Genomic DNA, 26,624 nt, shown 5'->3' with positions numbered 1-26,624 from the left:
AGGATGAGTGAGGTACTCGACACTCAGGGTCAGAACTCATTGTTGCGGCGCATCTGGCGGGGGCGGCCGTCGGGGTCGTAGATCAGCCGGTACAGCGGTTCGGCCCAGAGCGCCTGGAAACGGGTCACGTGTTGCGTCACGTGCGGACGGATGTGTCCGGGTGGCCGCCGGCCCTTCTTGCCGCCGGCGTACCAGGCCTCCAGGTCCGCGGCGGTTCGCTGCCACAGCTCGAACCCCGTCAACGGGTCGAGCTGCGCCAGGCCCGCGACCGGCCGGCCGAGATGCTCCGACCACACCTCCAGCCGCAGGTCCCGGGCGAGCCGACGGGCGCCCTCGGCAACCAACTCCCGGTCGTCGGGAGTCGGGTCCAGCACCGCACAGGTGAGTTCGCTGTCACAGGTCCAGGAGCGGCGGTTGAAGTTGTCCGAGCCGCAGGTGAACCACACGTCGTCGACGATGCAGATCTTCGCGTGCACGTAGATCGGCGCCCCCTCGGCGTTCTCCAGGTTGTAGATCCCGACCCGCTCGGGCGCGGTCCGGCGCAGCATCCGCACAGCGCGCAACTGACCGAAGCGTGCCGGCGGCCCACTCACGGCACCGTCGGCGTCCGGGTACCGCGGTACGACGATGATCACGCGCAGGCTGGGCGAGCGTTCGAGGGCATCGTGGATCCCCTGCGCGATCAGCTCTGACCACAGGTACTGGTCCTCCAGGTAGATCAAGTGCCGGGCATTGCCGAACGCCTTGCCGTACGCCCGGGCGATGCTCCGCTCCCCCTGCGGCGCGAACGGATAGCCGGGCCGTTTGTGGGCATATGTTCGCAGTACCTGGACGGCGTGCGGCCCGGCCGGCGGCGGATCGGGGAACTGCTCCGGCAGCGACTTCGGATGGCGCGGCATCCGGGCGAGCCGTTGCACGATCATCCGGTACGGCGTCCGCCGGTCGAGCGGATGGCCGTCGTCCCAGCGCTCGATGAAGGTGCGGAGCAGATCGCCGACGACCGGTCCGCGGATCTCCAGCGCCGCGTCGTGCCACGGCGTACGGTCGCCGTACCTGCGATCCATCGGCGCCTGCTGTGGATCCCCCAGATGCTCGTCGTCGTCACGGCGCTGGTGGGACAGGTCGATGCCGCCGACGAACGCGACCGCCTGTTCCGGCCGGCCGTGGTGACGGATCACGAACAGCTTCTGGTGATGCGAGGCCAGGCGCCGGACCCGCTGGTCGAGCAGCACTTCGGCGCCGGCCTTGTTGAGCTTCGTTCCCAGCCGCTGGTTCTCCTGAGCGTTGAACTGCATATGATCCGAATGCGATCGCCAGAGCAGCGCTCTGACCTCGACTCCTGATCGGGCCAGATCGGCCAGCACGGTTCCGATCGTCGGACCGTCGGGCAGCAGCTTCTCGTCCGCGTCGCCACGCCAGTCGGTGAAGTAGATCCGGTCGCCGGGCCGCAGCGCGCACAGTTCTTCGTACAAGCGACGGAAGTACGTCGCCCCGTGGATCAGCGGCCGCACCAGGTTGCCGTCGACCCAGGACCCGTCGATGTCTCCCACCCGGTCGATGTCCGTGCCGGGATTGCCGCGCTCGTCCGGGGTGAGGAACCATTGCCCGGCAGTGTGGTCGGTCATCGTCACACCCCCTCACACGTCCGCGGTATCGCGCGAGATCCCGCTGCGCTGTCCGAGCTGTTCGAGGTACGCGACAAGCACGCGATGGAGCGCGTCCGCGCCGCGGATCGGGTGGTCCGGGATCACCAGATCGGGTGGAGCCAGCAGCATCGCCCGTCCCTGCCAGCCGCCGAGTCCACCGTGACAGCCGACCAGACCTTCGAAAGCGGAGACCTCGCCGGTGTCCCGGTCGACGGAACTGTTCACATACAGGTCAGGTGCCTCGGGCATCGATACCGCTCTCAGCAGGTCGGCCGAGGCGTGCGGCCCGAACGGCGCCAACGGGTCATCGCCCGTCACCTTGGCGTCGGACAGCCGGTGGACACCCGACGGCCCGAGCACCAGCGGCCCGTGCTCGGTGCTCATCACCGCGACGAATCCGATCCCGTCGTGGTTCACGAGCCCGGGGATGAGAGCCGGCCATCGATCGGTGATGTCCTCCATCGTCAGGCGGCGCTCCTCAGCGGCGTACACCAGGCCGAGGTTGCCGGACCCGAGGACGACGAGGTCCGAAGCGGTGGTGACCGCCGGTGGAGCGGAGCGGTCCTGCACTCGGAGCGCCGCATCCCGGGCGACCCGTCGAGTTCCGGAGCCGCCGCCGGCCAGATCCGTCAGCAGGCCGTTGAGGCGCCCCCAGCCCTCGACCGACTGCTGGACCGCCTCGACCTGTGCCGCGGTCAGCTGCGAGCAGACCGCAGCCAGGTCGATCCCGTACCGATCGGCGAAGATCGCTCCCTGGGACTGCCCGTGGTCGGACAGGACGACCAGCCGGTACGGCCGCGGCGCTTCCGCGGCCACGGCTTCCAGACATGCCAGCACGTGATCGAGCCGATCGAGCGTGCCCAGCGACTCCGGCCGCAAGGAGCCGGCGTGATGGGCCACCTCGTCGTAGTCGACATAGTCGACATACACGACCCGGGTGCCGTGAATCATCTCCTCGGCCACCAGTGCGGTGTTGAGGTCCCGCAGGACGACGTTCGTCACCGCCCGCATACCGGCGAACAGCCAGCCACGGTGTCCCCTCGGCAGAACATCGCGACGGCGTTGCCGACGTGACTCGAACCTCTCCCGGGCGATCTCGGCGATCGCTCCGGACAGGCTGCCGGCGAAACCGTCCGGCCGGGCGAGATACCAGGCAGCGCGACGACGTGTGTCGGCCGAACCGCGCTTGAGTTCGATCTTGCTCATCGTCAGCACCGACCGCTCGGCGTCACCGCTGAAGAGGTTGGAGATACTCACGCCGCCATCGGCCAGCAGACCGCGGCCGTCGGTGGCCCGGCGCTCGATCTCGGCCGCGTCAGCGGCCCGGTTGCTCACCAGCACCCGCCCCAGGGCCCGGTCGTACCAACGGAAGGCGGGTACGCCGTCGATGCGGCCGTGCAGGATCCCCAACTGACTGGCAGGCGTGGTGGGCGGGAGCACCGGGGTCCACTCCACCAGCCGATAGCCGCCTTCGCGGATCCAGCGACCCATCGTGGGCAGGGTGGCGGCCATGAGTTGCCAGCGCAGGACCGGGAACGGCACGCCGTCGAGCTGTACGAAGATGACGCCAGGAGCCTCGGGATCGTCGACTTTTGTCCGCCGCCGCCTGGTCCGGCGGACGAGGGTTGCCGTGAAGGCTTCCGGCGTACCGGAGGAGCAGAGCCACGCCACGATCGTCGCCGCGGCCGCCGCGATCCACGCCGCCGCGAGCACGACCCAGAACGAGTCCGCCTCGACCCCCGGGATCAGGGTGAGCGCCAACGCGAGGATCGCGGCCTGTCCGAGCACCGCCAGGAGGAGTACCGCGAACCATCCGATCGCGGCACTTGCGGCGACGAGCAAAGGACGCACCAACGCACCGACCAGGAGGGTCGCCGCGGCCGCGGCGAGCAGCTGTGGGAACGACGAGATCCTGAGGCCGGGCAGGATGGCGTCCGCGATGGCAAGGGCCAGCACCGAGCTGACATAGGTGGCGACGATCCGGCCGAGATCGCCGGTGCGGACCAGCGGCGTGGACACGGTTGTCCGGCCGTCACGTACGGAGCGCGCGCGGACGCGTCAGCGCCCAGATCACCCACACGTCGAGGGCGATCAGCAGCAGCGCCCAGAATGGCTGATAGGGAATGAAGAAGAAGTTGTCGATCGCACTCAGCACCACCAGGAAGAGGGCGACCACACCCGCCCAGCGCGCTCGGGAGAACAGACCGAAGGCGGTCGCGACGAGCGCCAGGCCCAGGATGAGGTGGATCCATCCCCAGGCGGTGATGTCCAGATCGAAGGCGTAGCCCCTGACCCGCACGAGGTACTCGTCGTTCAGGATGGCGGCAAAGCCGGCGATCACGTGGAAGGCACCGATCAATAGCAGCATCGCGGCGGCGAAGGCGACTCCGCTCATCGCCCAGCCCGAGTCGGCCTGCGACTCGACAGTGCGGTCGTCGGTCATCTGTGTCCACCCCTCCTGCTCGGTCCTCGACGGACGTCGAGCGCGCGGTCGACAGTAGGACCGCACCGACCGGTGGCGCGTCACCCTTGGCGGACGACGTACCAGGAGTCGGCGAATGATCATCCGGGGTGGGTGATGCTGGCCAGGGCGATCTGAGCGATCTTCGAAGCCCAGGCGGGTCGGGAAAGGGAGGTTGCGACGATGTCCGCAGGCTCGACGGACTCCCCCGACGGCCGGAGGCCGGAAGCCGGCTCGTCGCCTGCCCCACTGGCACTGCCGCGCGGAGTCATCATTCTCCTCGGCACCGGAGCCACGGTTCTGACGGCCGCTGGGCTGCGCGGCTTCGCGGGGATCGTCGGTCCTGTCTTCCTCGCGCTCGTCCTCACGATCGCGGTGAGTCCACTGCGCCGGCTGCTGGTCAGGAAAGGCGTCAAGGGGTGGCTCGCCGCGCTGATCGCACTTGTGGTCGTGAACGTCTTCTTGCTGGGAGTCGCGGCAGCGCTGGCCCTCTCGGTCGCCAAGCTGGCGAGCCTGCTGCCCACCTATGAGGACAAGTTCACCGCGCTGGTCGCGGACGCCCGCAGCTGGCTGGCCGACCATGGCGTGGGCCAGGAGCAACTCGAGGCTGCCCTGAAGAAGCTCGACCTCGGGGCGCTCTTCGACATTCTGCAAGGCTGGCTGAGCGGACTCCTCGGGGTCTTCTCGAGCCTGGCCTTCGTCGTCGCCGTCCTGTTCTTCATGGGCATCGACTCCACCCATTTCCCGGACCGCCTGCGCCAGGCGGCGCGGGTCAGGCCGGAAGTCACCGGCGCCCTGACCGGCTTCGCGCGCGGTACGACGCGGTACCTGATCGTCTCCACCGTCTTCGGGCTGATCGTGGCCATGTTCGACGTCGGGGTCCTCTACCTGCTGGACATCCCGCTGCCCTGGCTGTGGGGGCTGCTCGCCCTCATCACCAACTACATACCGAACGTCGGGTTCTTCATCGGGGTGATCCCACCCGCGCTACTGGGGCTCCTCGACCACGGCTGGGCGACCTTCCTGTGGGTGATCGTGGCGTACAGCGTCATCAACTTCATCATTCAGTCGATCATCCAGCCGAAGGTCGTCGGCGACGCGGTCGGGCTGTCCACGACTCTGACCTTCCTCTCCCTGGTCTTGTGGGCGTGGATCCTCGGCCCGCTGGGCGCCGTACTGGCCATTCCACTGTCGCTCCTGGTCAAGGCTCTGCTCCTCGACGCCGACCCTTCCACTCGCTGGCTCGGCGATCTCATCTCCGGCGGCCAACTCCCGGAGGACACCACCCCGCCGGCGAAACCTGCGGAGCTGCCTCCGGGCGAGGTCGCCGCCGAACCGATCGGATGAGGAGATCGCCATGTGGCGCTCAGTGCTGCTGCACGAATTCCCGGATCACAACATCCGGTCCCTGCAAGGTCTGCCCGGCAGCTTGTCGCCGGGCTCGCTCGTGCTGAGCCCGTCCGAGGGCACCGTGCTGATCGCACCAGGCCGCAGTCTCCACTACGTCCTCGAAACTCCCCTTCTCGAGGTGATCGGGGTCAGCTGCCTGCTGCGGATCAAGCACCCAGGCCGAGCCGTCAACTCGTCGCTGCAGATTCTTCGCCTCGGTGATGAGTTCACCCTGAGTCTCGAACCGTTGACCACGTTCCAGGCCCTGGTCCGGGTCCGGCTCCACCGGGTCTGGCACGACATCGGCCAACTGCCGAACCCCAGTGCGCACTTCGCGGAACTGAGGTTCGACTGGCACACCAGCGGCAAGACCTACCTTCGAGTCGACGGGCGCCTGGTCGGCTATCACGATGCTCTGAGTCGAGGTTCCCGGCTCACCATCTCCGACGTCGTCTTCGGCTCGCCCGAGCCGCTCGCCACCTCGTCCGACCCGCACTATCAGCTGGGCGAGTTCCTCGTCCGCGCCCGCACCCGCCGCGCGCGCTGGTCACGGCGGCACGCGACAGCCGTGCGCAAACCCTGACGTCTGCGGCTACCGAGCGGTGCGGCGTTCTTGCGTCGCCGCCCGCGCTGATCCGTTCACCAAGGTGACGATGGCGATCCCGACGGCGAGGTTGATCACTGCTGTCGCGACCTTCGACGACGTCGACCCGCTGGTGATGAAGGGCGCGAGCGCTGCCGCGACGGTGGCCAGCATCATGATCCAGGTGAAGAACTGATGGGGCCGGGGCGTCGAGATCAGCAGCAGATGCATCAGGCCGGTGGCGATCAGCGCCGCCAGAGCGCAGTACAACGCGTACCTCCCCGTGTCCGCGTCTCCCCAGGTGCCCTCGCCTTCGGGCGCCAGGACGGCTACGTCGAAGACGCCGCGGGCGAGCAGGATGCCGACGATGGCGATCAATGCGGCGACGACGGCCGTGGCCCCGCCTCCGGCCCACAGCCGACCGGCTGCTACCGCGTTCGCACCGCCGTGCGTGGGCTGAACTGTCATGACGTGTGCTCCTTCTCATTCGGCTCCGATGGTGGCCAGCGGCGAAGCGCCAGCCGCCCGGTCAACCGCCCGAACAGCGCTCCGATGGTCACCCCGACCAGAACGTCGCTCGGATAGTGCACGCCCGTGTAGACGCGGGAGAACGCGATGACCGACGCCGTCACCCGCAAGGCCGGCCGGAGTCCGGGCAGGACGCCTCCGACGGCAACGGCGAAGGCCGCCGCGGACGCGGAGTGTCCGGACGGAAAGGATCCCGAGGCGGGCATCCGCACCCACCGCTGCACGGGTACGCCGAGGCCGCGCCGGTCGGGCCGGAGACGTTCGCCCGTCAGCTTCTTGATCGGCTGGTTCACCACGAGGGACGTTGCCCCGATCGCGGTGAGCCCCGTCACCGCGGCGCGCCGGCCCCGCGGACCGCCGAACACCGCAAGGGCACCGGCAACGACGAACCACAGCTTGGAGAAGTTGGCGAAATCGGACACCCGCCGGATCGGCTCATCCAAGGCCGGTGTCGACAGCCGCGCGACCGCTCGGTAGGCAGCGCGGTCGTAGCCGGAGAGGCGGTGCAGTGAGTCGCTCACGCAACGGGTTCCGTCACCATGTGAGCTCGACCTCTAGCTCGCTCCCGTCGTCCCCGAGTTCGAACTCGAGCTTGAAGTGCACCTGGTCAGGAACGTGCACCTTGACCCGCAGGCCGCCGCGGTCGAACTCGACGTCGTTCTCCTTGGCGAGGGTGTCGGCGAGAGCGTGCAAGCGAGCCGCGGCGTCTTCTCGGCTCATCGACGCCTTCTCTTTGACCTCGATCAGATCCATTGCGGCCTCCTAGGGGTTGGGACTTGCCGGTTTCCGGTCTCGGCCGAGGGCGGTGCGCACCAGCTGGACCAGTCCGTCGCGAAGGCCCTCGGGAGCCAGCGCCGACGGCGAGGATCCGGGGTGCTGGTGCGCGATGCGCACCCGGAGAGCTCCGGGCCGGATGCGGAACCGCAAAGGCGCGTCGAAGATGAGCGCCTCCCCGTCGACGCCGGCCGGCAGTGGGCGATCGGCGTCGACCTCGAAGGAGGGGGCCGACCACTCGCGCCATGGACGCTGGAGGGGGCGTTGACCGCCGTCGGCTGGTGCTCCGATGACGGTGATGCCGAGCAGGCCGTCGTCGATGTGCGGTCGGGTGCCGGAACCAACAGCACGACCGAGGCGGTAGCGGTTGTTGGACACGAGCACGGCCGCACCCCCGCGATGTCCATGGCCGCCGGGGCCGGTCCAGCGCATGTCGAGATCGCTGCCACCGGTACCGAGCGCGTCGGGAACGGTGTCGAGGATGGTCCGGATCTTGGCAGCGCGGTAGCCGGTGCGCTGTACTGCCTCGGCGTACACGCCGAGTGACACGTTGTTGACGAACACCCGGCCGTTGACCTCCGCGAGGTCCACCAGCCGCTCGCCGCCATCGACGAAGGCGTCGAGAGCACCGACCACATCGTCACGGTCGACCCCGAGGTCGAGCGCGAAGTGGTTGCGGGTGCCGGCGGGTATGCAGGCGTAGGGCAGCGAGAGTTCGGCGGCGACCGAGGCGACGACCGCCTGCGATCCGTCCCCGCCGGCCATCGCGAGTCCGTCAGCACCCCGGGCGACTGCGCCGCGGACAAGGGTTTCGAGGTCGTCCCCGCGCTTCAGCTCGATCGGCTCGATCCCGCGGTCGCGTGCTTCCTTGGCGACAGCGAAGCGTTCTGCCTTTCCCCCGCCGGACTTCGGGTTGTAGAACAGCACCGGATGCTGTGGGGCGGGCACCCGCGGCAGATCCACGTGGGCGGTAAAGGTGGCTCGTGACGCTGCCAGAGTGACCAGGAGCCCCACCACGACGAGCAGATCGACGCCGAAGTTCCCACCCACGGCAACCAGGACCACCGCACCGGCAAGCGCCAGGCCGGCCACGGCCAGCCCGACGACGCGCGCGATCCCTCTCCGCAACACGCCGTACCAGGCCGCGACGGCAGCGATCACCACGCAGCCCAACACGAAAAGCCCGCGCGGGAACTGACTCACCGCGACCACTACGGCAAGCACGACCGTCGCCGCCCCTACCAACAGCGCCACAATCGCGGCAACCCGCCGCCTCACGAATTCCACCCCATCGGCCCGCCCTCAGCATCTCCGCCTCGGCGCCGAGCCCCGACGCCAAGCCCATCCTGTGCGGCCGCTCCCATCGAGGCATCCCACACCCCGGATGATCTGCTCCCGGACCGGCCGTCAGGCTGGCGTCGTGGCGTGATCCTCCCTCAGGGGTGATGCGGTGCGCCCGGGTTCTGCCGGATCGTCGGAGGAGTACGCCGATCGCAGGGTGGGGACCCGGCTCGTCCGACGAGTCGCGCCTGCGATGGCGAGAAGGGGCGGCCGATCATGGCGACGAAGGTTGAACATCCGACTCTCGACGAGCGCACCGCACGAGGTCTGGAAGCGCGCGCCCGGGTGAATCCGGACAGTCACGCCGGGTGGGTGCCCGCCGCGGACCGGCCGGACCCGGTAGCGCTCATCGAGGAGCAGAACCTACGGCGTGACGCGGACCTGGTCCCGGTGCGGCACGGCCGGATGATGGTTTCGCCGTTCACGTTCTACCGTGGCGCTGCCAAGATCATGGCCACGGACCTTGCCGACACGCCCACGGCCGGTCTCGAGGTCCAGCTGTGTGGAGATGCCCACTTGTCGAACTTCGGCGTCTTCGCGTCGCCGGAGCGCAACCTGGTCTTCGACATCAACGACTTCGACGAGACCCTCCCAGGCCCGTTCGAGTACGACGTCAAACGGCTGGCCGCGAGTTTCATGGTGGCGGCACAGAACAACGGATACTCGGAGGCGGACGCTCGTGCGATCACGAAGGCCTGTGTCACCTCCTACCGGGAGACGATGGCCGACTTCGCCGCCCAGAGAACCCTCGACGTGTGGTATGCCCACATTTCCGAGGACGAGATCAACCAGTCGGTGAATGCCCTCCTGGCCGGAGCCGACAGCAAGGGCAAGGGATCCAAGAAGGGTAAGGGCAAGAACAAGACCGCCGACGAGGACGGCACGGGCGGGATGACGCTGAAGCAGGTGAAAGAGGCCCACAAGCGCTTTACGAAGAATGCGCTGAAGGCCCACTCCCGCAACAGCAATCAGGCCCTGTCCAAGCTCGGCGAAGAGGTCGACGGCCGCTACCGCATCGCCAGCGTCCCGCCGGTGATCGTCCCCGCGCGCGAGCTCCACACCGCGTACGGCGTGGAGCCCGGAGATCTCGAGGAGGTCGTCTTCGACCTGTTCCGCGACTACCGCTCCACTCTTCGGCCCGACGTTCGGCAACTGCTCGAGCGCTTCGAGGTCATCGACTGGGCCCGTAAGGTCGTCGGCGTCGGCAGCGTCGGAACGCGAGCGTTCGTCGTTCTGCTGCAGGGCCGTGACCGCGGCGATCCGCTGTTCCTCCAGGTCAAGGAGGCCACCAGGTCGGTTCTCGAAGGACCGTTGCGCAAGAGCGCGTTCAGGCAGCCGGGCGAGCGGGTGGTCCAGGGCCAGCGCTTGATGCAGGCCAGCAGCGACATCTTCCTCGGCTGGTCCAAAGGGGTTCAGGCCGACCGGTACTTCTACTGGCGCCAACTGCGCGACATGAAGGGCTCAGCGCTCGTGGAGCTCATGTTGCCCGCGGTGATGGCCTACTACGCCCGCACGTGCGGATGGACCCTGGCCCGTGCTCACGCACGATCGGGTGACGCGGTTTCCATCGCTGCCTACCTCGGCGACGACGACGCCTTCGACAAGTCGATCACCGACTTCTCCGAACGCTACGCAGCCCAGAACGACCAGGATTTCGCCGACTTCGCCAAAGCCATCAGCTCGAACCGGATCGACGCCATCCAGCAAGTCTGACCACGACCGGCCGGCATGAATCTGATCCCCGAGCCGCTGCGCGGCTACCGGCGGGCCTGGCTGACGCGCGACCTCATCGCGGGTCTGACCCTGTCGGCGGTGGCGATCCCGGAGGTGATGGGCTACACGTCGATCGCCGGTACGCCGATCGTGACCGGGCTGTACACCATCATCTTTCCCACCCTGCTCTTCGCGCTCCTGGGCTCGTCGCGGCTGCTCGTCGTGGGCGCGGACTCGGCCACGGCCGCGGTGCTCGCCGCCGGCCTGACCGGTCTGGGCATCGCCGGAGTCACGCCCGGATCGCCCGACTGGCTCGCCTTCGCCAGCCTGACAGCGCTGGTCTGCGGTGCCCTGCTGATCCTGGCGCGGCTTCTGCGCCTGGGCTTCATCGGTGACTTCCTGAGCGCGTCGGTACTGATCGGGTTCCTCACCGGCGTCGGCATCCAGGTGCTGTCCGGGCAGATCCCGGACCTGCTCGGCATCCCGAAGGGCAAGGGCGGCTGGTTCGAACAGCAATGGCACTGGATCACTTCGCTGTCCTCGATCAAGCTCGGCACGTTGGCCTTCGGGCTGGCCACGATCGTGGTCATCCAGATCTTCAGGCGTTTCATCCCGGCCGTCCCGGGTGCCGTCGTCGCCGTCGTCCTGCTGACCGCTGTCTCCGCCCTGATCGACGCGCAGGCGCACGGCGTCGCCGTGGTCGGTGCCGTGCAGGGCGGATTCCCGCCGATCGGCCTGCCGTCGGGGATCTCCTGGTCGGACGTGGGAAAGGTGGTGCCGACCGCCCTGTCCTGCTTCGTGCTCATCATCGCCCAGAGCGCCGCCACCTCCCGCAGTTTCGCGTTCAAGCACGGAGATGCCGTCGACATCAACCGAGACATCGTCGGGCTGAGTGGCGCCAATCTCGCCGCCGGCCTCACCGGCACCTTCGTGGTCAACGGCAGCCCGACCAAGACGCAGATCCTCGACGAGCAGAAGGGGCGCACCCAACTCGCCAACCTGACGATGGCGGCCGTCGTGCTGGTGTTCACCCTGTTCTTCACCGGACTGCTGGCGGACATGCCCACGGCGGTTCTCGCCGGGATCGTCTTCCTCATCGGCGTCAGCCTGATCGACGTGCCCGGCCTGAAGCAGCTGTGGATGCGACGCAAGAACGAGTTCGTAGTGGCTGTGATCACGGCGATCACCGTTTTCGCCGTCGGCGTCGAGCAGGGAATCATCCTCGCCATCGTGCTCTCGCTGCTCGATCTCGTCCGGCGGCAGTACACACCGGGCGACTTCGTCATCGGTCAGAACCAGGCCGGCGAGCCGACCTACCTGCCGGCGAAGCCGGGCGCGCAGAGCCTGCCCGGTCTGGTGGTCTTCCGCTACGACGCGGAACTCTTCTACGCCAACGCCAACCGCTTCGCCGACCACCTCGAGTCGGTGATCTCGGCCGCTCCTGACCCAGTCCGTTGGGTAGCGCTGGACTGTGGCGCGATCGACGACATCGACTACTCGGCCGGCGTGACGCTGGCCAACCTCGTCAACTACAGCAGGGCTCACAACGCCCGCTTCGTGCTCGTCCGGCCGGATACCCAGTTGCTCTCGACGCTCCGGGCGTACGGGACCCTGGACGCGATCGGCCAGGACAACATCTTCCCGACCCTGGCGGAGGCGTTCCGCGCCTACCGGGCCGACCCCGACCCGCGTCTCCCTCTCAGCGGATGAGCCGTTGCGAGACATCCTCTGTGGATGAGGCAGGCGCCGCCCGTGCCGAGGCATGGTCGGTGGAAGCCTACGAGAGGAACGACCATGGGGTGCCTGTTCGCGCTGTTCGCCGGAGTCTTCCCCCGCCTGGCGCTGTTCATCGTCTGGGTGGCACGGCCCAAGTTGGTCGACGCCGCCTTCGACAGCTGGATCTGGCCGCTCCTCGGACTGATCTTCCTTCCCTTCGCAACACTCATGTACGTGATCCTCTGGCGGACGGGCGGTCTGAGCGGGCTGGACTGGTTCTGGGTGGTCCTGGCCGGCGTTCTCGACATCGCGCACTGGGGCGCGGGGTGGACGCAGCGCAGGCAGGCACCGGGTTATCCGTCCGGCGCGCAGGCCTGAGGACCAAGACCGCGGAGTGACCGACCGCTGACGCGACATGGAGGCAGGCACAAGTGAGCGAGATCGGTACCACAGCGTCGTCGGCGACCGGCGCCGAGCGTCCGCCCTACGGTCTTGCGGCGCATGAGGTCGTCGACGCGGCCGGCTCCGATGTCGTGACGGGGCTTGCCGGGAGCGAGGCGACGCGCCGGCTCTCGTCGTACGGCGCGAACCAGATCGCGGCCGAGAAGCCGCCCTCGATCTGGGCCATCGCGGGCCAGCAAGTGCGCGACCCGATGAACCTCATGCTGATCGCCGTCGTGGTCGTCAGCCTGCTGATCGGGGAGCTCTCGACCGGAGTCATCGTCGCCCTGCTCATCCTGCTGAACGTCGGACTGGGTACCCGCCAGGAGCTGACGGCACGGGCGAGTGTCGATGCCCTCGCCGATCTGCAGGTGCCGCAGGCCCGGGTGATCCGCGACGGCGACGTGACGATGATCGCGGCCACGCAGGTGGTTCCGGGCGACATCGTCGAGGTCGAGGCCGGCGACATCGTACCCGCGGACGGCCGGATCGTCCGGTCCGCGACGCTGGAGGCGCAGGAGGCTGCGCTCACCGGAGAGAGTGCGCCGATCGCCAAGGGCACCGCCGTGCTGACCGCCCCCGACGTCGGTCTCGGCGACCAGACCAACATGCTGTTCCAGAACACCTCGGTGACGCGGGGCACTGGCACGATCGTGGTCACCGCGACCGGGATGCAGACGCAGATGGGCCGGATCGCGACAATGCTCACCTCGGTGAAGCGCACCCGGTCGCCGCTCCAGCGCGAACTGGACTCGCTGACGAAGGTTCTGGGGATCATTGCCTGGGGTGCTGTCGCGGTCATCGTGGTGGTCGGCCTGATCCGCGGGACTCCCGGCAAGGACCTCCTGCTGCTCGGCACCGCGATGGCCATCTCGGCGCTCCCGACCGGTATGCCGGCGTTCGTCTCGGGCCTGCTCTCGCTCGGCGCGAAGCAACTGGCCGCGGCGAAGGCCGTGGTGAAGAACCTCACCGATGTCGAGACTCTCGGTGCGACCAGCGTCATCAACACCGACAAGACCGGGACGCTCACGTTGAACCAGATGATGGTCTCGACGTTGTACGCGAGCGGGTTGTGGTTCACCGTCGACGGCGAGGGCTACCGAAAGAGCGGCGCGATCCATTCGGTGGCCGGCGCCCCCGTGCCGGACTTCACACGCCTCGGTCTCGGGCTCGCCCTCGACAGCGACGCAGTGGTCGGCGACGACGGATCGGTGATCGGCGATCCGACCGAGGCCGCGCTCGTCGTACTGGCCGCGAAACTCGGTGTCGACGCCGAGGAGACGCGACGTACCTACCCGCGGCTGGCAGAGGTTCCGTTCGATTCCGAGTACAAGTTCATGGCGACGTTCCACCGGGTGAACGTCGACGGCGTCGAGCATCTCATCGAGCTGGTCAAGGGCGCGCCCGACGTCGTCGTGGCGCGCTGCAGCGAGGCGGGCGGACCGCTCAGCGGCTCGCAGGTCCCGATCACGCAGTCGCGGGAGGGCATCGACGAGGCCAACCTGCGGATGGGGCAGAAGGGTCTGCGCGTGCTCGCGTTCGCTGCCCGCCTGGTTGCCGACCACGAGCTGACCGCGATGACCGACGATCCGATGTCCTTGACCAAGGGGCTGTCGTTCGTCGGTATGGCCGGCATCATCGACCCGCTGCGCGCGGAGGCGAAGAGCGCAGTCGGTACGGCGCTTGCGGCCGGCATCGACGTACGCATGATCACCGGTGATCACGCGATCACCGCTCAGGCGATCGGCGAGGAGCTGGGCCTCGGTCCCGGGGCGATCAGCGGCGCGGAACTGCGTGCGCTCACCGACGAGCAGCTCAAGCAGCAGTTGCCCGAGTTGCACGTGTTCGGGCGGGTCACTCCCGAGGACAAGCTGCGACTCGCCCGGGCCATGCAGGAGCAGGGCCTGATCGTCGCGATGACGGGCGACGCCGTCAACGATGCCGCCGCCCTCAAACAGGCCGACATCGGGGTGGCGATGGGAAGCGGCAGCGAGGTGACCAAGCAGGCCGCACGGATGGTGCTCACCGACGACAACTTCGGCACCCTCGTGCACGCCGTCGAGATCGGGCGGCGCGTCTACGACAAGGTCGTCTCGTACGTGCGGTATCAGATGACGCAGCTGCTGGCGCTGGTCCTCCTCTTCCTCGCCGCCACCGTGTTCGACATCAACGACGGCGTGGCGATGACTCCGTCGATGGTCCTGTTCCTGTTGTTCTTCGCCACGGCCGTGGGTGTGGTGATCATCGCTGTCGACCCCGGTGATCCCGACGTGATGCACCGTCCGCCGCGCGATCCCGCCGTACCGATCACGAACCGCAACGCGGTGATCCGGTGGATCGTCTACGCGGCCGTGCTCTTCCTGGCGGCTTTCGTGCCGCTGGTGGCGGGGCCGGACGACCCGAGTACGACGCAGGGCACCGTCTCGCTGACGATGACGTTCGTAGTGATGGGTCTGGGGACCGTGTTCAACGCGATCGTCAACCGGCGCGCGCCGACCAGCGGATTGACACCACCGATCATGAAGGCCCTGGTGATCGGCCTGATCCCCGTCGTCCTGTTGTCCTTGGCGACCCAGCTCCCGACGCTTCAGGAAGGGATGCTCACCGTCACACTCAGCCCGCGCCAGTGGCTCGTCTGCTTCGGCCTGGCAGCGCTCCTTCCGATCGTCGTCGAGGTGGACAAGCTGGTCCGCAGGCGGCGGCTGCGGTCGCGGCCGACACTCAGCCCGGAGCACGCCGTCGCGCCGGCTCGTGCCAGGCGCACCGAAAAGGTAGGGGCCAGCGAATGACATCTCGCGAGCAGCGGATCGCCGACTTCATCGAGCCGTTCCGCGTCGAACCGGGCTCGAACGTCAAGCTGGCCAGGGACTTCGAGCCGGACTTCAGGGGCATGATCCGCTCCAAGAAGCGCGGCCGCAAACTGCTGGCCCAGGGGACCGAACTGTTGTCCGAGTATCAGTCCAGGCTGTACGCACAGCACACCCATGGCGTGCTGGTGGTGCTGCAGGCGCTCGACGCGGGCGGCAAGGACGGCACCATCCGCCATGTCATGACCGGCGTCAATCCCCAGGGCGTGTCGGTGAACAGCTTCAAGGTCCCCTCCAGCGCGGAGCTGGACCACGACTATCTGTGGCGCTACGGGCTGCGCCTACCGGGTCGCGGTGAGATCGGCATCTTCAACCGCTCGCACTACGAGGAGGTGCTCGTCGTCCGCGTGCACCCGGAACTCCTCGACCGCCAGAAGCTTCCGCCGGGCACCCGCCAGGGACTGTGGAAACGGCGCTATCGCGAAATCAACGAGTGGGAGCGAACCCTCAGCGACAACGGCATCAAGATCGTGAAGCTCTTCTTGAACCTCTCCCGGGAGGAGCAGCGGATCCGCTTCCTGCGGCGGATCGACCTGCGCGACCACAACTGGAAGTTCTCCGCGGCCGACATCCGCGAGCGCGAGTACTGGGACGACTACCAGAACGCGTTCTCGCGGATGCTGTCCAAGACCAGCACCGAGTGGGCGCCGTGGTACGTGATTCCCGCCGACCGCAAGTGGTACGCGCGCATCGCCGCCGCCTCGGTGATCGCCAACACGCTGATCGAGATCGATCCCCGGTATCCCAAGGTCGGCAACAAGGCGCGGAAGGCGTTGCAAGAGATCAAGGAGACGCTGGAGGAACAGGCCCCTGAGGGCGCGGCAGCCGATCCGTTCGCCGCGGAAGCCTAGGCCGATCGGCTGACCGCCATGGCCAGTGTCGAGGAACGCCCCGATGTGAAACCTCCCTGGTGGCAGGAGTACGTGCCCGCGGTCGGGGTGGCCAGGTCGTACGAGCGGGCATGGCTGCCGAAGGACATCGTCGCCGGACTCGTGCTGTCGGCGCTGCTGGTGCCACAGGGGATGGCGTACGCCGAACTGGCCGGGCTGCCGCCTGTGACTGGGCTGTACACCTCGATTCTCTGCCTGCTCGGCTACGCGGTCTTCGGACCGTCCAGAGTGCTGGTACTTGGTCCCGACTCGTCCCTGGGTCCGATGATCGCGGCAACGATAGCGCCGCTCCTGCTCGCCAACGGTGACCCCGCCCGGGCCGTCGCGCTCGCCTCGATGCTGGCCGTGATGGTCGGTGTGGTGATGGTGGTCGCCGGCGTGGCCCGGTTCGGGTTCGTGGCGGACCTGCTGTCGAAGCCGACCCAGATCGGCTACATGAACGGGCTCGCGCTGACCATCATCGTCGGTCAGTTGGACAAGCTCTTCGGTTTCTCGGTCGAGGCCGACGGGCTGGTGGCCGAGGTGCGCGCCTTCGGGTCGGGGCTCGCGGACGGTGACGCCAACGTGACGGCCGCGATCCTCGGGATAGGTTCGCTGGTCGGCATCCTGTTGCTGAATCGGCTGCTTCCCAAGCTGCCGAGCGTGCTCATCGTCGTGGTGCTGGCCGCCGTACTGGTCAACGGGTTCGACCTCGAGTCGCACGACGTCGACACGGTCGGCGTACTCCCCCAGGGATTCCCGCCCTTCACGGTCCCAGCGGTCAGCTGGGACGATCTGCCGCCGCTGCTCATCGGGGCGTTCGCCATCGCCGTCGTCGCGCTCGCCGACACGATGTCCACGGCATCGGCGTTCGCCGCGCGCAAGGGCGATCGGGTGCGCGGGAACCAGGAGATGGTCGGCATTGGTGCGGCCAACATCGCGGCCGGGTTCTTCCAGGGCTTTCCGGTCAGCACCAGCGGGTCGCGCACCGCCGTCGCCGAGCAGGCCGGATCCCGGTCCCAGCTGACCGGCATCGTCGGCGCCGCGATGATCACCGTGGTCCTGGTCTTCGCCACCTCGCTGATGCAGTACGTGCCTCAGCCGACCTTGGGCGCGATCGTCATCGCTGCCGCGCTGTCGCTGGCCGACATCGCCGGGACCCGCCGGCTGTGGCATCAGCGCCGGACCGAGTTCGGGCTGTCCATCATCGCGCTGCTCGGCGTGGCCTTCCTCGGTGTACTGCCCGGCATTCTCGTCGCCGTGGGCCTGTCCATCCTCAACGTCTTCCGCCGCACCTGGTGGCCGCACCAGGCCGAGCTCGGCCGGGTGGAGGGCATCGCGGGCCTGCACGACACCGAGAACTACCCCGACGCCGAACTCCTGCGCGGTCTGGTCGTCTACCGTTTCGACGCGCCCCTGATCTTCGCGAACGCGCGGATGTTCAGTGACAAGGTGCGGGAGATCGCCACGGATGATCCCGGCCTCCGTTGGATCATCGTGGCCGCCGAGCCGATCACCGACGTCGACACCACAGCCTCCGACATGCTGCAGGAGTTGGATGCCTGGCTCAACGCACACGGCGTGTCCCTGGTCTTCGCGGAGATGAAGGATCCGGTGCGCGAGAAGATCGAGCGGTACGAACTCACGCGGACGATCGACCCGGCGCATTTCCTCCCGACGCTCGACGAGGCGGTCGCGGAGTACGTACGGCAGACCGGCGCGAGTTGGCGCAGTCCGCAGCCGGAGGCTGACGACGGAGGGTCGCGGCGATGAGCCCGGCGGTGCGCGAAAGTCGCTTCATCCCTTGGGGGTGAAGACCCTAAATCGGGGCTCGGCGAGGCTGGCCTGACTGCTGCCGATCAGCCAGGAGGGGCATCATGCCTGAGCAGTTCCGAGGGACGATCAACGTCGACATTCGCGACTCCGAGCCGGATTGGACGCCGTTCGAACCGCCCAAGGCTCCCGAGGATGCACCGAACGTCGTCTACATCGTGCTCGACGACGTCGGCTTCTCGGCGATGAGCTGCTACGGCGGTCCGATCGAGACCCCTCACATCGACGCGATCGCCTCGCGCGGGGTGCGCTTCACCCAGTGGCACACCACCGCTCTGTGCTCGCCGACCCGGTCGTGCCTGCTCACCGGCCGCAACCACACCCGCAACAGCATGGCGTGCATCACCGAGGCGGCGATCGGATTCCCGAACGCGAGCGGCACGATCCCACCGGAGAACGGGATGCTGTCGGAGATCCTCGGCGAGCGGGGCTGGAACACCTACATGGTCGGCAAGTGGCACCTGTGCCCCACCGACGAGATGAACCTCGCCTCGACCCGGCGCAACTGGCCCACCGGCAGGGGCTTCGAGCGGTGGTACGGGTTCCTCGGGGCCGAGACGAACCAGTGGTATCCCGACCTCGTCTACGACAACCACCCGGTCGATCAGCCACGCTCGCCCGAGGAGGGCTACCACCTCACCGATGACATCACCGACAAGGCGGTGGAGTTCATCAAGGACGCCAAGGCGATCGCTCCGGAGAAGCCGTTCTTCCTCTACTACGCACCCGGCGCCTGCCACGCTCCGCACCACGCGCCGAAGGAGTGGATCGAGAAGTTCGCGGGCCGCTTCGACCAGGGGTACGAAGTGATTCGGGAAGAGACCCTGGCGCGCCAGAAGAAGCTCGGGCTGGTGCCGGCCGACACCGAACTGCCGCCGGTGAATCCGATCGGCACCCCGGAGTCGCGCAGCGGCCCGGACCACAAGCCGTTCCCGGCGCTGGACTACACCCGCCCGTGGGACACGCTCAACGCCGACGAGCGGCGCCTGTTCGCCCGGATGGCGGAGGTGTACGCCGGATTCCTCGCGCACGCCGACCACCACATCGGCCGGTTGCTCGAGTACCTGGAGCAGACCGACCAACTGGAGAACACCCTCGTCGTGGTCGTGTCCGACAACGGTGCGAGCGGCGAAGGCGGCCCGAACGGCTCGGTCAACGAGATGAAGTTCGCCAACGGGATCGACGACGACCTGGCGGAGAACCTCGCCAAGCTCGACGACCTGGGTGGTACGAGGACGTACAACCACTACGCGAACGGCTGGGCGATGGCGTTCAACACGCCGTTCAAGATGTGGAAGCGCTACGAGTTCAGTGGTGGCACCGCGGACCCCTGCATCATCTCGTGGCCCAAGGGCACCCAGGCCCGCGGGGAACTCCGCCACCAGTACCACCACGCGATCGACATCGTCCCGACGATTCTCGACGTCCTCGACGTCGATGCCCCGGAGGCGATCAAGGGACACACCCAGAGCAACTTCGACGGGATGAGCATGCGCGCCAGCGTCGACGACGCGTCCGCGGACTCCGGACGACGGACCCAGTTCTATTCGATGCTGGGATCCCGCGCGATCTACCACGAGGGCTGGAAGGCGGTCACCACCCACCCGACCATCGCCGGCTGGGGCGACTTCAACGCCGACGACTGGGAGCTCTACCACGTCGAGGTCGACCGGTCCGAGACCAGGAACCTCGCGGCGGAGCAGCCGGACAAACTGCGCGAGCTTGTCAACATCTGGTTCTCCGAGGCCGGCGCGAACAACGCGTTCCCGCTCGACGACCGCTCCGCGGTCGAGATCCTCACCACTGCCCGGCCCCAGCTGACCGCGGCGAAGGACCGCTACGTGTACTACCCGGACACGGCCCCGGTCTCGGAATGGCAGGCGGTCAACACCCGCAACCGCTCCTTCTCGATCGGCGCTCTGGTCGACATCCCGGCGCCGGGCGCCGAAGGCGTGCTGTTCGCGATGGGCGCGAGGTTCGGTGGCCATGCCCTGTACGTGAAGGACAACCGGCTGCACTACGTCAACAGTTTCGTCGGCGCGATCGAACAGCAGGTCGTCGGGACCAAGGACATCCCGACGGGCGAGAACCTGATCTTGTCGGCCTCGTTCGAGAAGCAGGGCATGGATCCCGACGGCGCGACCGGAACACTGTCGCTGTACCACGGCGACGAGAAGGTCGGCGAGGGACAGATCAAGACCCAGCTCGGGGCGTTCGCCATCGCCGGCGCGGGTCTGTACGTCGGCAGGCACGCCGGAGAGCCGATCACCGACGACTACCCGGGCCAGCCACCGCACGCCTTCACCGGCGGCACCATCAACCGGGTCGCGGTCGATGTCAGCGGTGATCCGTACCTCGACCTCGAACGCGAGGCCGCCCTGATGCTGATGCGCGAGTAGGCGGCCGGGCTCGTGACCGATCCCGTGGAGGTGCTGCCGTCCTGGAGGGACACTCCGGCACGGCAGGCGATCGTGGACTACGTCGGCCGGGCCGTGCAGGAGGGTGGGGCGCAGTACGTCCCGCCCTCCGAGCGGATCGCGGTGTTCGACAACGACGGCACACTGTGGTGCGAGAAGCCGATGCCGGTCGAAGTCGGCTTTGTCCTGCAGCGGCTGGCCGAGATGGCCGAACAGGACCCGAACCTTCGCTCCCGGCAGCCGTGGCAGGCCGCCCGGGACAAGGACTACGCGTGGCTCGGTGGCGCGATCACCAAGCACTACCACGGCGACGACAGCGGCGTGAAGGTGCTCCTGGGCGGCATCGTTCAGGCGTTCGCCGGGATGAGTGTCGACAGCTACGCGGAGCTGGCCGCGCGTTTCCTGCAGACGACGCCCCACCCGACGCTCGGCCGGCTGCTTCGGGAATGCACCTACCTCCCGATGATCGAACTGCTGCGCTACCTGGAGGCCCACGGGTTCACCTCCTTCATCGCGTCCGGAGGCGACCGCGACTTCATGCGACCGGTGACCGAGGAGCTCTACGGCATTCCGGCCGAGCGCATCATCGGCAGCTCGACCGGCCTGCGGTACCAGGACGACGACGCCGGCGGATCGGTCGTCTACCAGGCGGAGATGGACGTCTTCGACGACGGTCCCCTGAAGCCGGTACGCATCTGGAGCCGGATCGGCCGACGGCCCGTCGTTGCCGGCGGCAACTCCAACGGCGACATCCCGATGCTCCGGTACGCCGGGCATCCGACGCGGCCCGGACTACGGCTGCTGGTCCTGCACGACGACGAGGATCGTGAGTTCAGCTACACCGCCGGCGCCGAGACGTCGCTCGAGCAGGCCCGTGCACAGGACTGGACGGTGGTCAGCATCAAGAACGACTGGGCAACAGTCTTCGCCGAAGCCTGAGCGGGCTAGAAGCTCCCGATGCCCTTGCCGATCATGACCACGCCGATGACGAGGAGGAGGATCGCCATCACGACGGTGTTCTCCCGGACCAGCCATCCGCGCAGAGCCTCGAGCGGCTCGGCCAACCGGTCGGCGGCCACGAGGTAGCCGATCACGGGCACCGCGACGGTACTCGCGGCGATCGCGGTGAAGACGAGGATGACGACGACGGTCTCACCGGTGCCGAGGTTGCCACCGCCGATCGCGATGCCGGCTCCGGCGGCCATGATGAGGTTCTTCGGGTTGAGCGCCGACAGCAGGAAACCGAGGCCGAGCCCTTTGACCGTGGTGAGGGTGTCGATGGCCGACATCCACTTCGGCAGTTCGGGCTCCACCTGACCGCGCGGACGGGCCCTCCACTGCCTCGCGGCCAGGAGAATCAGAAGCACGCCGAGGGCCAGTTGGATCGTGCCCTTGACCGGACTCGAGGCGTCAGAATCGCCCTCGGACAGGAGCGACGAGAGCAGAGTGAAGGCGACGACAGCAACAACGATCCCGGCGATCCAGCCGATGAGGAACCCGATGCTGGTCGTCTTCGCGTTCGGCGACAGCAGCATGAGGATCGCCGCGATGATGGGGACCGGGCTGATCGCGACGCCCAGCGCGAGGGGAAGGATGTCACCGATCACGCCACCCATTTCTGCCCCTCTCTCAGCGCTCTGAAGGCCGTGTGCGGTCGAGCTGGGCGTCCAGCGTCATGGCTGCGTCGATCAGGGCGAGGTGGGTGAACGCCTGGGGGAAGTTGCCGATCTGCTCGCCGGTGAGGGCGATCTCCTCGGAGTACAGGCCGAGGTGGTTGGCGTAGGTGAGCATCTTCTCGAAGGTGAGCCGTGCCTCGTCGATCCGGCCGGCCTTGCCGAGCGCGTCGACGTACATGAAGGTGCACAGCGAGAACGTGCCCTCCGAGCCGCGGAGGCCGTCGGGCGACGCCTCGGGGTTGTAGCGGTAGACGAGGCTGTCGGTGACCAGTTCGGAATCCATCGCCCGCAACGTCGAGAGCCACCGCGGATCCTGCGGCGCGATGAACCCCACGGTGGGCATGCGCAGCAGGGAGGAGTCGAGCACCTTGCTGCCGTACTGCTGGACGAAGGCCCGGCGTTCCGGATCCCATCCGCGTGCCATCACCTGCTCGTAGATGGCGTCGCGGGCCTGGATCCACCGATCCAGCGGGGCCGGCCGCGACCGGCCGGTGGCGAGCCGGATCGCCCGGTCGAGCGCGGTCCAGCTCATGACGCGGCCATAGGTGAATTCCTTGCGCCCACCCCGCGTCTCCCAGATGCCCTCCTCGGTCTGGTCCCAGTTGTCGGTGAGCCAGTCGATCAGATCCCGGATCGCGAGCCAGCCGTCGTGGCCCATTTCGAGCCCGCGCTGGTCGGCGAAGTAGAGGCTGTCCAGCGCCTCGCCGTAGATGTCCAACTGCAACTGGTCGGCGGCACCGTTGCCGATGTGCACCGGGCGGGAGCCGCGATACCCCTCCCAGTGATCCAGGCTCTCCTCGGTGAGGTCGGACGAGCCGTCGACGCGGTACATGATGTTCAGCGGCCCACTGGCCCCTCCTGCCTTCTCCTGCACGCGGTCCCGCAGCCAGCCACTGAAGGCGGTGGCCTCCTCGGTGAACCCCATCCGCAGTAGGGCGTAGATGGAGAAGGACGCGTCGCGGATCCAGGTGTAGCGGTAGTCCCAGTTCCGCTCACCGCCGATCTGCTCGGGCAGCGCAGCCGTGGGCGCGGCCACCAGGCCCCCGGACGGCGCGTACGTCATGAGCTTCAGCGTGATCGCCGACCGCTGCAGCATCTCGCGCCAGCGACCGGTGTAGGTGGACTGAGCCAGCCAGGTCCGCCAGAACCGGGCAGTCTCGTCCAGCAGCCGCTGTGCCTCGGCGACCCGGATCTCCCGTGGCGGGCCGTCGGCCGCGGTCTCGAGCACCACGCCGCGGACTTGGCCGGCCTCCAGGGTGAGCGAGAACTGTACGTCGCCGGTGTCGTCGACCCGCGGCCGGGCGAGACGCTCGTCGTCGGGCTCCCGCACGATGTGGAAGGTCAGCGCCGAGCCATCGCTCGTGCAGACTCCGCCGTGCTCGGTCGCATGCCACTGATGGGACCTGCGTCCGTAGTCGAACCGCGGCGCGATGTGCACGTCGAACGTCATCCGGCCGCGGACGCAGCGGACCAGCCGCACGATCCGGTGGTTCAGGGTCGCCTGCGTACTGCTCGTCACCGGCATGAAGTCGATCACCTCACCGACGCCGGCCTCGGTCAGGAACCTGGTGATGAGGATCGCCGTGTCCGGGAAGTACAGCTGCTTGGTGTCGAACGTGCCGTGTGCCGGACGGATCCGGAGGTGGCCGCCCTTCTCGTGATCCAGCAGCGCCCCGCACACGCTCGGCGAATCGAAGCGGGGTGTGCAGAACCAGTCGATCGAGCCGTCCGTGCTGACGAGGGCGGCGGTCTGCAGGTCCCCGATCAGCCCGTGATCCGCGATCAACGGGTAGTGCTTCATCGCAGCGCTCCTCGTGATGGGCGACGGGTCAGCCGGCCGGACAACTCTGTTTCAGCGTTGTCGCCAGCGACGAGGCCGCGGTGCCGACCTGCGTGAGCGCCGTACTGATCGCCGGAGCCTTCTGCCTGAGGTTGTCCGCGGTCAGGCCACTGGCCGCGGTTTCCAATTCTGAGAACGCCGTCTTGACACCCTCTACGGCGGGCTTCAGTGCAGCCGATGCCGATGCCGCCGCGGCGTCCAGGCTGGTCTTGACACCTGCCATGGCGGTGTTCAGCGCGGTCAGACCATCCTGCAACGGCTGCACGCTCGTGAGGGTGTCCAGGGACGACTTCAGGGCCGACGCGGCAGCGCAGTCCGCCGCCGGCTCCCCCGTTGCCGGCGGCGCCGCAGTCGGTGACGGAGCCGTCGTGCCCTGTGTCGAGCTGTCGCTGCAGGCCGTCGGTACGACGAGCAGAGCAACGGTCACCAACGCGGCGGCGACCGATCGACGTACGCCGGTTCGCAGCATGGCTTCTGCTCGCGACTACTCGGCGGCCTTCTTGACCTCGTCCGCACTGTCCGCGTCGACCTCGTGCTTGGTCACCTTGTCCGCATGCGACAGCGCCTTGTCGACATCCGTGACCCACGTCTCTTCGAAGAGTGCCACGATGCCCGAGCTGTTGAGCGGCAAGGTGTCTTCGAGGTCGGCCTTGATCGCCTTCTTCTCCCGGTGGGACTTGAGCCCACCGATTCCGAGTCCGGCACCCGCACCGACCGCGGCACTCGCCAGCAGGCTGGGTGGGAAGATCAGGCCGATGACCGCACCGCCGACCGCGCCCCAGGCAGCACCTTTCCGGGCCGTGTGGAAGTCGTCGTCGACGTTGATCTTGCCGTCGGAGCCGCGGCTGACGAGGATGAGCCCGTCGACCTTGATCACATCGTCCGAAGCAGCTTGCTTGATGGCGTCCCAATCACCTTGTGCCGCCTCCGCGCCCGGATATGCAGCGATGTACAGGTCGACTGGAGCCTTGATGTCAGATCCCACGGGTCTCTCCTCTGGATCGGGCGACCGCGATCGCGCGGTCCGACGTACCTGTCGTGCACACCTTTCCTCCCGGCCCCGGCCGAACGCCTCACCCCCGGCGGACTAGGTGCACCGAGCGGCGGCCCGTCCCCGGATCCCTCGGCTGCGACCAGGCGTGAGCCCGAGGTTCATCCGTGCGGGGTGAGGTTCCGTTCGCCCGCTGCGGAGACGATCGATACCTTGGCCCGACCGGCGAGGAGGCGCAGCATGTCCGTCCCGGACTCCACGCTGTCCAGCGATCCAGAAGGCAGCACGCCCGAGGCGAAGCGGCCATCCAGGGGACGGTCGGCCGCGGTGATCGTCTGCTTGGTGCTGGCGGCGTTGCTGACGACGCCGGCGGCGATCGCGTACTGGGGACAACGCACGCTGAACGACACCACACGCTACGTGAACACTGTCGGCCCGCTGGTGAACTCGCCAGAGGTACAGAACGCCATCGCCACGAAGGTCACCGACACGATCCAGGATCAGGTCGACATCGAGGCGCTCCTCAACGACGTGTTCGCCGGTGTCATCACCGACCGGCCGCGTTTGCAGCGACTGGTCGGGCCCCTGTCCGGTGCGATCAACAGCCTGATCGACCGCCAGGTCCGGGAATTCATCGCCTCGGACGCGTTCGCCGATCTCTGGACGGCCGCCAACACCAGGGCCCAGCAGACCCTCCAGCGGGTGCTGAAGGGTGATCAGAGCGGCGCCGTCTCGCTGCAGGGTGAGCAGATCGTCCTCGATGTCTCCCAGGTCATCGACCAGGTCAAGCAACGCCTGATCGATCGGGGCCTCACCATCCTGCAGAACGTGCCCGTCCCCGACGTCGACAAGCAGATCGTGCTGGTGGAAGCACCCCAGGTGAAGCAACTCCGGACGATCTATGCGTTCGCGAACCCGGTGGCCCAGTGGCTGATCGTGGTGGTGGCGCTGCTCTATCTGCTCGCTCTGGTGCTCTCGCGGCGGCGTCCACGGACGACGGTGATCATCGGGGCACTGCTGGCCGGGAACGCACTGCTGATCGCGCTGGCGCTGACCATCGGACGGCAGTTGTTCATCGACGCCTTGGCAGGTACGACGTTCGGTCCGGCGAGCGCGGTCTTCTACGACCAGCTGCTTTCCTACCTCGAGCGTGGCCGGGAGGTGTTCTTCCGGCTCGGCTTGGTCATCGTGGTCATCGGCTGGTTCGCGGGACCCAACAAGTCCGGTTCTGCCGTCCGCGCTGCCATCCGCGATGGTCTGGAAGGCGTCGGCGGAGCCCTGGCCGACGGCCCGGTCGGCAGCGCGGGCCGCTGGGTCGCGGCCAACGCCCGATGGTTGCGGGTGGCCATTGGCTTCCTGGGCGCCGTCGTACTGCTCTGGGGCAACAACATCTCGACGTCCCGGCTGTTCTGGTCGCTCGCCCTCGTGGCCCTGTTGCTGATTGTCGTGCAGGTCCTGGTCGGCGCCGGCCGGGCGACGACCGCCTCCCGTCCCGTCCCACCGGCCGAAGCCGAAGCCGTACCCGGAACCGTGAACTAG

Annotated in this window: 22 protein-coding genes; 11 read left to right on the top strand and 11 right to left on the bottom strand. The window is 67.9% G+C overall.

Annotated features, from left to right (window positions below; all coding sequences use genetic code 11):
- Nucleotides 1-29: 29 nt before the first annotated feature.
- From ACIBG5_RS23335 to ACIBG5_RS23325, 3 genes are read right to left on the bottom strand one after another with little or no spacing between them, the layout of a single operon-like run.
- Nucleotides 30-1,625, bottom strand: coding sequence for a phospholipase D family protein (locus ACIBG5_RS23335; RefSeq protein ID WP_396393576.1), 1,596 nt, complete (start codon nucleotides 1,623-1,625; stop codon nucleotides 30-32).
- A 12-nt stretch (nucleotides 1,626-1,637) separates the two neighbouring features.
- Complete coding sequence (locus tag ACIBG5_RS23330; protein ID WP_396393575.1) at nucleotides 1,638-3,665, bottom strand: alkaline phosphatase family protein; 2,028 nt, start codon at nucleotides 3,663-3,665, stop codon at nucleotides 1,638-1,640.
- Between the two features lie 13 nt (nucleotides 3,666-3,678).
- The gene (locus ACIBG5_RS23325) at nucleotides 3,679-4,089 is read right to left on the bottom strand and encodes a hypothetical protein (protein WP_396393574.1); all 411 of its coding nucleotides are present in this window, start codon (nucleotides 4,087-4,089) and stop codon (nucleotides 3,679-3,681) included.
- 201 nt (nucleotides 4,090-4,290) lie between these two features.
- Between ACIBG5_RS23325 and ACIBG5_RS23320 the strand changes: the two genes are divergently transcribed.
- Nucleotides 4,291-5,454, top strand: a complete 1,164-nt coding sequence (locus tag ACIBG5_RS23320) for an AI-2E family transporter (RefSeq protein ID WP_396393573.1) — start codon at nucleotides 4,291-4,293, stop codon at nucleotides 5,452-5,454.
- A 10-nt stretch (nucleotides 5,455-5,464) separates the two neighbouring features.
- Nucleotides 5,465-6,079 (top strand): hypothetical protein, encoded by a 615-nt coding sequence (locus ACIBG5_RS23315; RefSeq protein WP_360455909.1) that lies wholly within the window; start codon nucleotides 5,465-5,467, stop codon nucleotides 6,077-6,079.
- A gap of 9 nt (nucleotides 6,080-6,088) precedes the next feature.
- On the opposite strand, the gene ACIBG5_RS23310 is transcribed toward ACIBG5_RS23315, so the two are convergent.
- From ACIBG5_RS23310 to ACIBG5_RS23295, 4 genes are read right to left on the bottom strand one after another with little or no spacing between them, the layout of a single operon-like run.
- A complete protein-coding gene (locus tag ACIBG5_RS23310; RefSeq protein ID WP_360455906.1) occupies nucleotides 6,089-6,547 on the bottom strand; it encodes a DUF6069 family protein in 459 nt (152 codons plus the stop codon).
- Nucleotides 6,544-7,128 (bottom strand): phosphatase PAP2 family protein, encoded by a 585-nt coding sequence (locus ACIBG5_RS23305; protein WP_396393572.1) that lies wholly within the window; start codon nucleotides 7,126-7,128, stop codon nucleotides 6,544-6,546. Before ACIBG5_RS23305 ends, ACIBG5_RS23310 begins: the two co-directional genes overlap by 4 nt.
- Before the next feature lie 13 nt (nucleotides 7,129-7,141).
- The gene (locus ACIBG5_RS23300) at nucleotides 7,142-7,360 is read right to left on the bottom strand and encodes an amphi-Trp domain-containing protein (RefSeq protein ID WP_396393571.1); all 219 of its coding nucleotides are present in this window, start codon (nucleotides 7,358-7,360) and stop codon (nucleotides 7,142-7,144) included.
- 9 nt (nucleotides 7,361-7,369) lie between these two features.
- Entirely contained in the window at nucleotides 7,370-8,659 is a 1,290-nt protein-coding gene (locus tag ACIBG5_RS23295) for a diacylglycerol/lipid kinase family protein (RefSeq protein WP_396393570.1), read from the bottom strand.
- A gap of 279 nt (nucleotides 8,660-8,938) precedes the next feature.
- On the opposite strand from ACIBG5_RS23295, the gene ACIBG5_RS23290 reads away from it, so the two are divergent.
- The 8 genes from ACIBG5_RS23290 (at nucleotide 8,939) to ACIBG5_RS23255 (ending at nucleotide 21,517) form a co-directional block, all read left to right on the top strand.
- Nucleotides 8,939-10,435 carry a DUF2252 domain-containing protein gene (locus ACIBG5_RS23290; RefSeq protein WP_396393569.1) on the top strand — a complete coding sequence of 499 codons (1,497 nt, stop codon included), beginning with the start codon at nucleotides 8,939-8,941 and terminating at the stop codon, nucleotides 10,433-10,435.
- A gap of 15 nt (nucleotides 10,436-10,450) precedes the next feature.
- Nucleotides 10,451-12,145: a SulP family inorganic anion transporter gene (locus ACIBG5_RS23285; protein ID WP_396393568.1), complete on the top strand. Its 1,695-nt coding sequence runs from the start codon at nucleotides 10,451-10,453 to the stop codon at nucleotides 12,143-12,145.
- 84 nt (nucleotides 12,146-12,229) lie between these two features.
- A complete protein-coding gene (locus tag ACIBG5_RS23280; RefSeq protein ID WP_396393567.1) occupies nucleotides 12,230-12,529 on the top strand; it encodes a hypothetical protein in 300 nt (99 codons plus the stop codon).
- A 53-nt stretch (nucleotides 12,530-12,582) separates the two neighbouring features.
- Nucleotides 12,583-15,381 (top strand): cation-translocating P-type ATPase, encoded by a 2,799-nt coding sequence (locus ACIBG5_RS23275; RefSeq protein ID WP_396393566.1) that lies wholly within the window; start codon nucleotides 12,583-12,585, stop codon nucleotides 15,379-15,381.
- Nucleotides 15,378-16,310 carry a polyphosphate kinase 2 family protein gene (locus ACIBG5_RS23270; protein ID WP_396393565.1) on the top strand — a complete coding sequence of 311 codons (933 nt, stop codon included), beginning with the start codon at nucleotides 15,378-15,380 and terminating at the stop codon, nucleotides 16,308-16,310. Before ACIBG5_RS23275 ends, ACIBG5_RS23270 begins: the two co-directional genes overlap by 4 nt.
- A gap of 18 nt (nucleotides 16,311-16,328) precedes the next feature.
- On the top strand, nucleotides 16,329-18,101 hold the full coding sequence (locus tag ACIBG5_RS23265) for a SulP family inorganic anion transporter (protein ID WP_396393564.1): 1,773 nt from the start codon (nucleotides 16,329-16,331) through the stop codon (nucleotides 18,099-18,101).
- A 104-nt stretch (nucleotides 18,102-18,205) separates the two neighbouring features.
- A complete protein-coding gene (locus tag ACIBG5_RS23260; protein WP_396393563.1) occupies nucleotides 18,206-20,560 on the top strand; it encodes an arylsulfatase in 2,355 nt (784 codons plus the stop codon).
- A 12-nt stretch (nucleotides 20,561-20,572) separates the two neighbouring features.
- Nucleotides 20,573-21,517, top strand: coding sequence for an HAD family hydrolase (locus tag ACIBG5_RS23255; RefSeq protein WP_396393562.1), 945 nt, complete (start codon nucleotides 20,573-20,575; stop codon nucleotides 21,515-21,517).
- Nucleotides 21,518-21,522: 5 nt separating this feature from the next.
- On the opposite strand, the gene ACIBG5_RS23250 is transcribed toward ACIBG5_RS23255, so the two are convergent.
- Genes ACIBG5_RS23250 through ACIBG5_RS23235 form a run of 4 tightly spaced genes read right to left on the bottom strand, consistent with a single transcriptional unit; the run spans nucleotide 21,523 to nucleotide 25,079 of the window.
- On the bottom strand, nucleotides 21,523-22,194 hold the full coding sequence (locus tag ACIBG5_RS23250) for a GAP family protein (protein WP_396393561.1): 672 nt from the start codon (nucleotides 22,192-22,194) through the stop codon (nucleotides 21,523-21,525).
- 13 nt (nucleotides 22,195-22,207) lie between these two features.
- Entirely contained in the window at nucleotides 22,208-24,055 is a 1,848-nt protein-coding gene (locus tag ACIBG5_RS23245) for a glycoside hydrolase family 15 protein (RefSeq protein WP_396393560.1), read from the bottom strand.
- Between the two features lie 28 nt (nucleotides 24,056-24,083).
- Entirely contained in the window at nucleotides 24,084-24,563 is a 480-nt protein-coding gene (locus ACIBG5_RS23240; RefSeq protein WP_396393559.1) for a hypothetical protein, read from the bottom strand.
- Nucleotides 24,564-24,578: 15 nt separating this feature from the next.
- Entirely contained in the window at nucleotides 24,579-25,079 is a 501-nt protein-coding gene (locus ACIBG5_RS23235) for a DUF1269 domain-containing protein (protein ID WP_396393558.1), read from the bottom strand.
- 246 nt (nucleotides 25,080-25,325) lie between these two features.
- Between ACIBG5_RS23235 and ACIBG5_RS23230 the strand changes: the two genes are divergently transcribed.
- On the top strand, nucleotides 25,326-26,624 hold the full coding sequence (locus ACIBG5_RS23230; protein WP_396393557.1) for a hypothetical protein: 1,299 nt from the start codon (nucleotides 25,326-25,328) through the stop codon (nucleotides 26,622-26,624).

The organism is Kribbella sp. NPDC050241, from assembly GCF_044459685.1.
In the GTDB taxonomy this organism is placed as follows: domain Bacteria; phylum Actinomycetota; class Actinomycetes; order Propionibacteriales; family Kribbellaceae; genus Kribbella.
The sequence above is the reverse complement of the archived record's forward strand: the minus strand, read 5'-3'. Positions and strand labels throughout refer to the sequence as shown.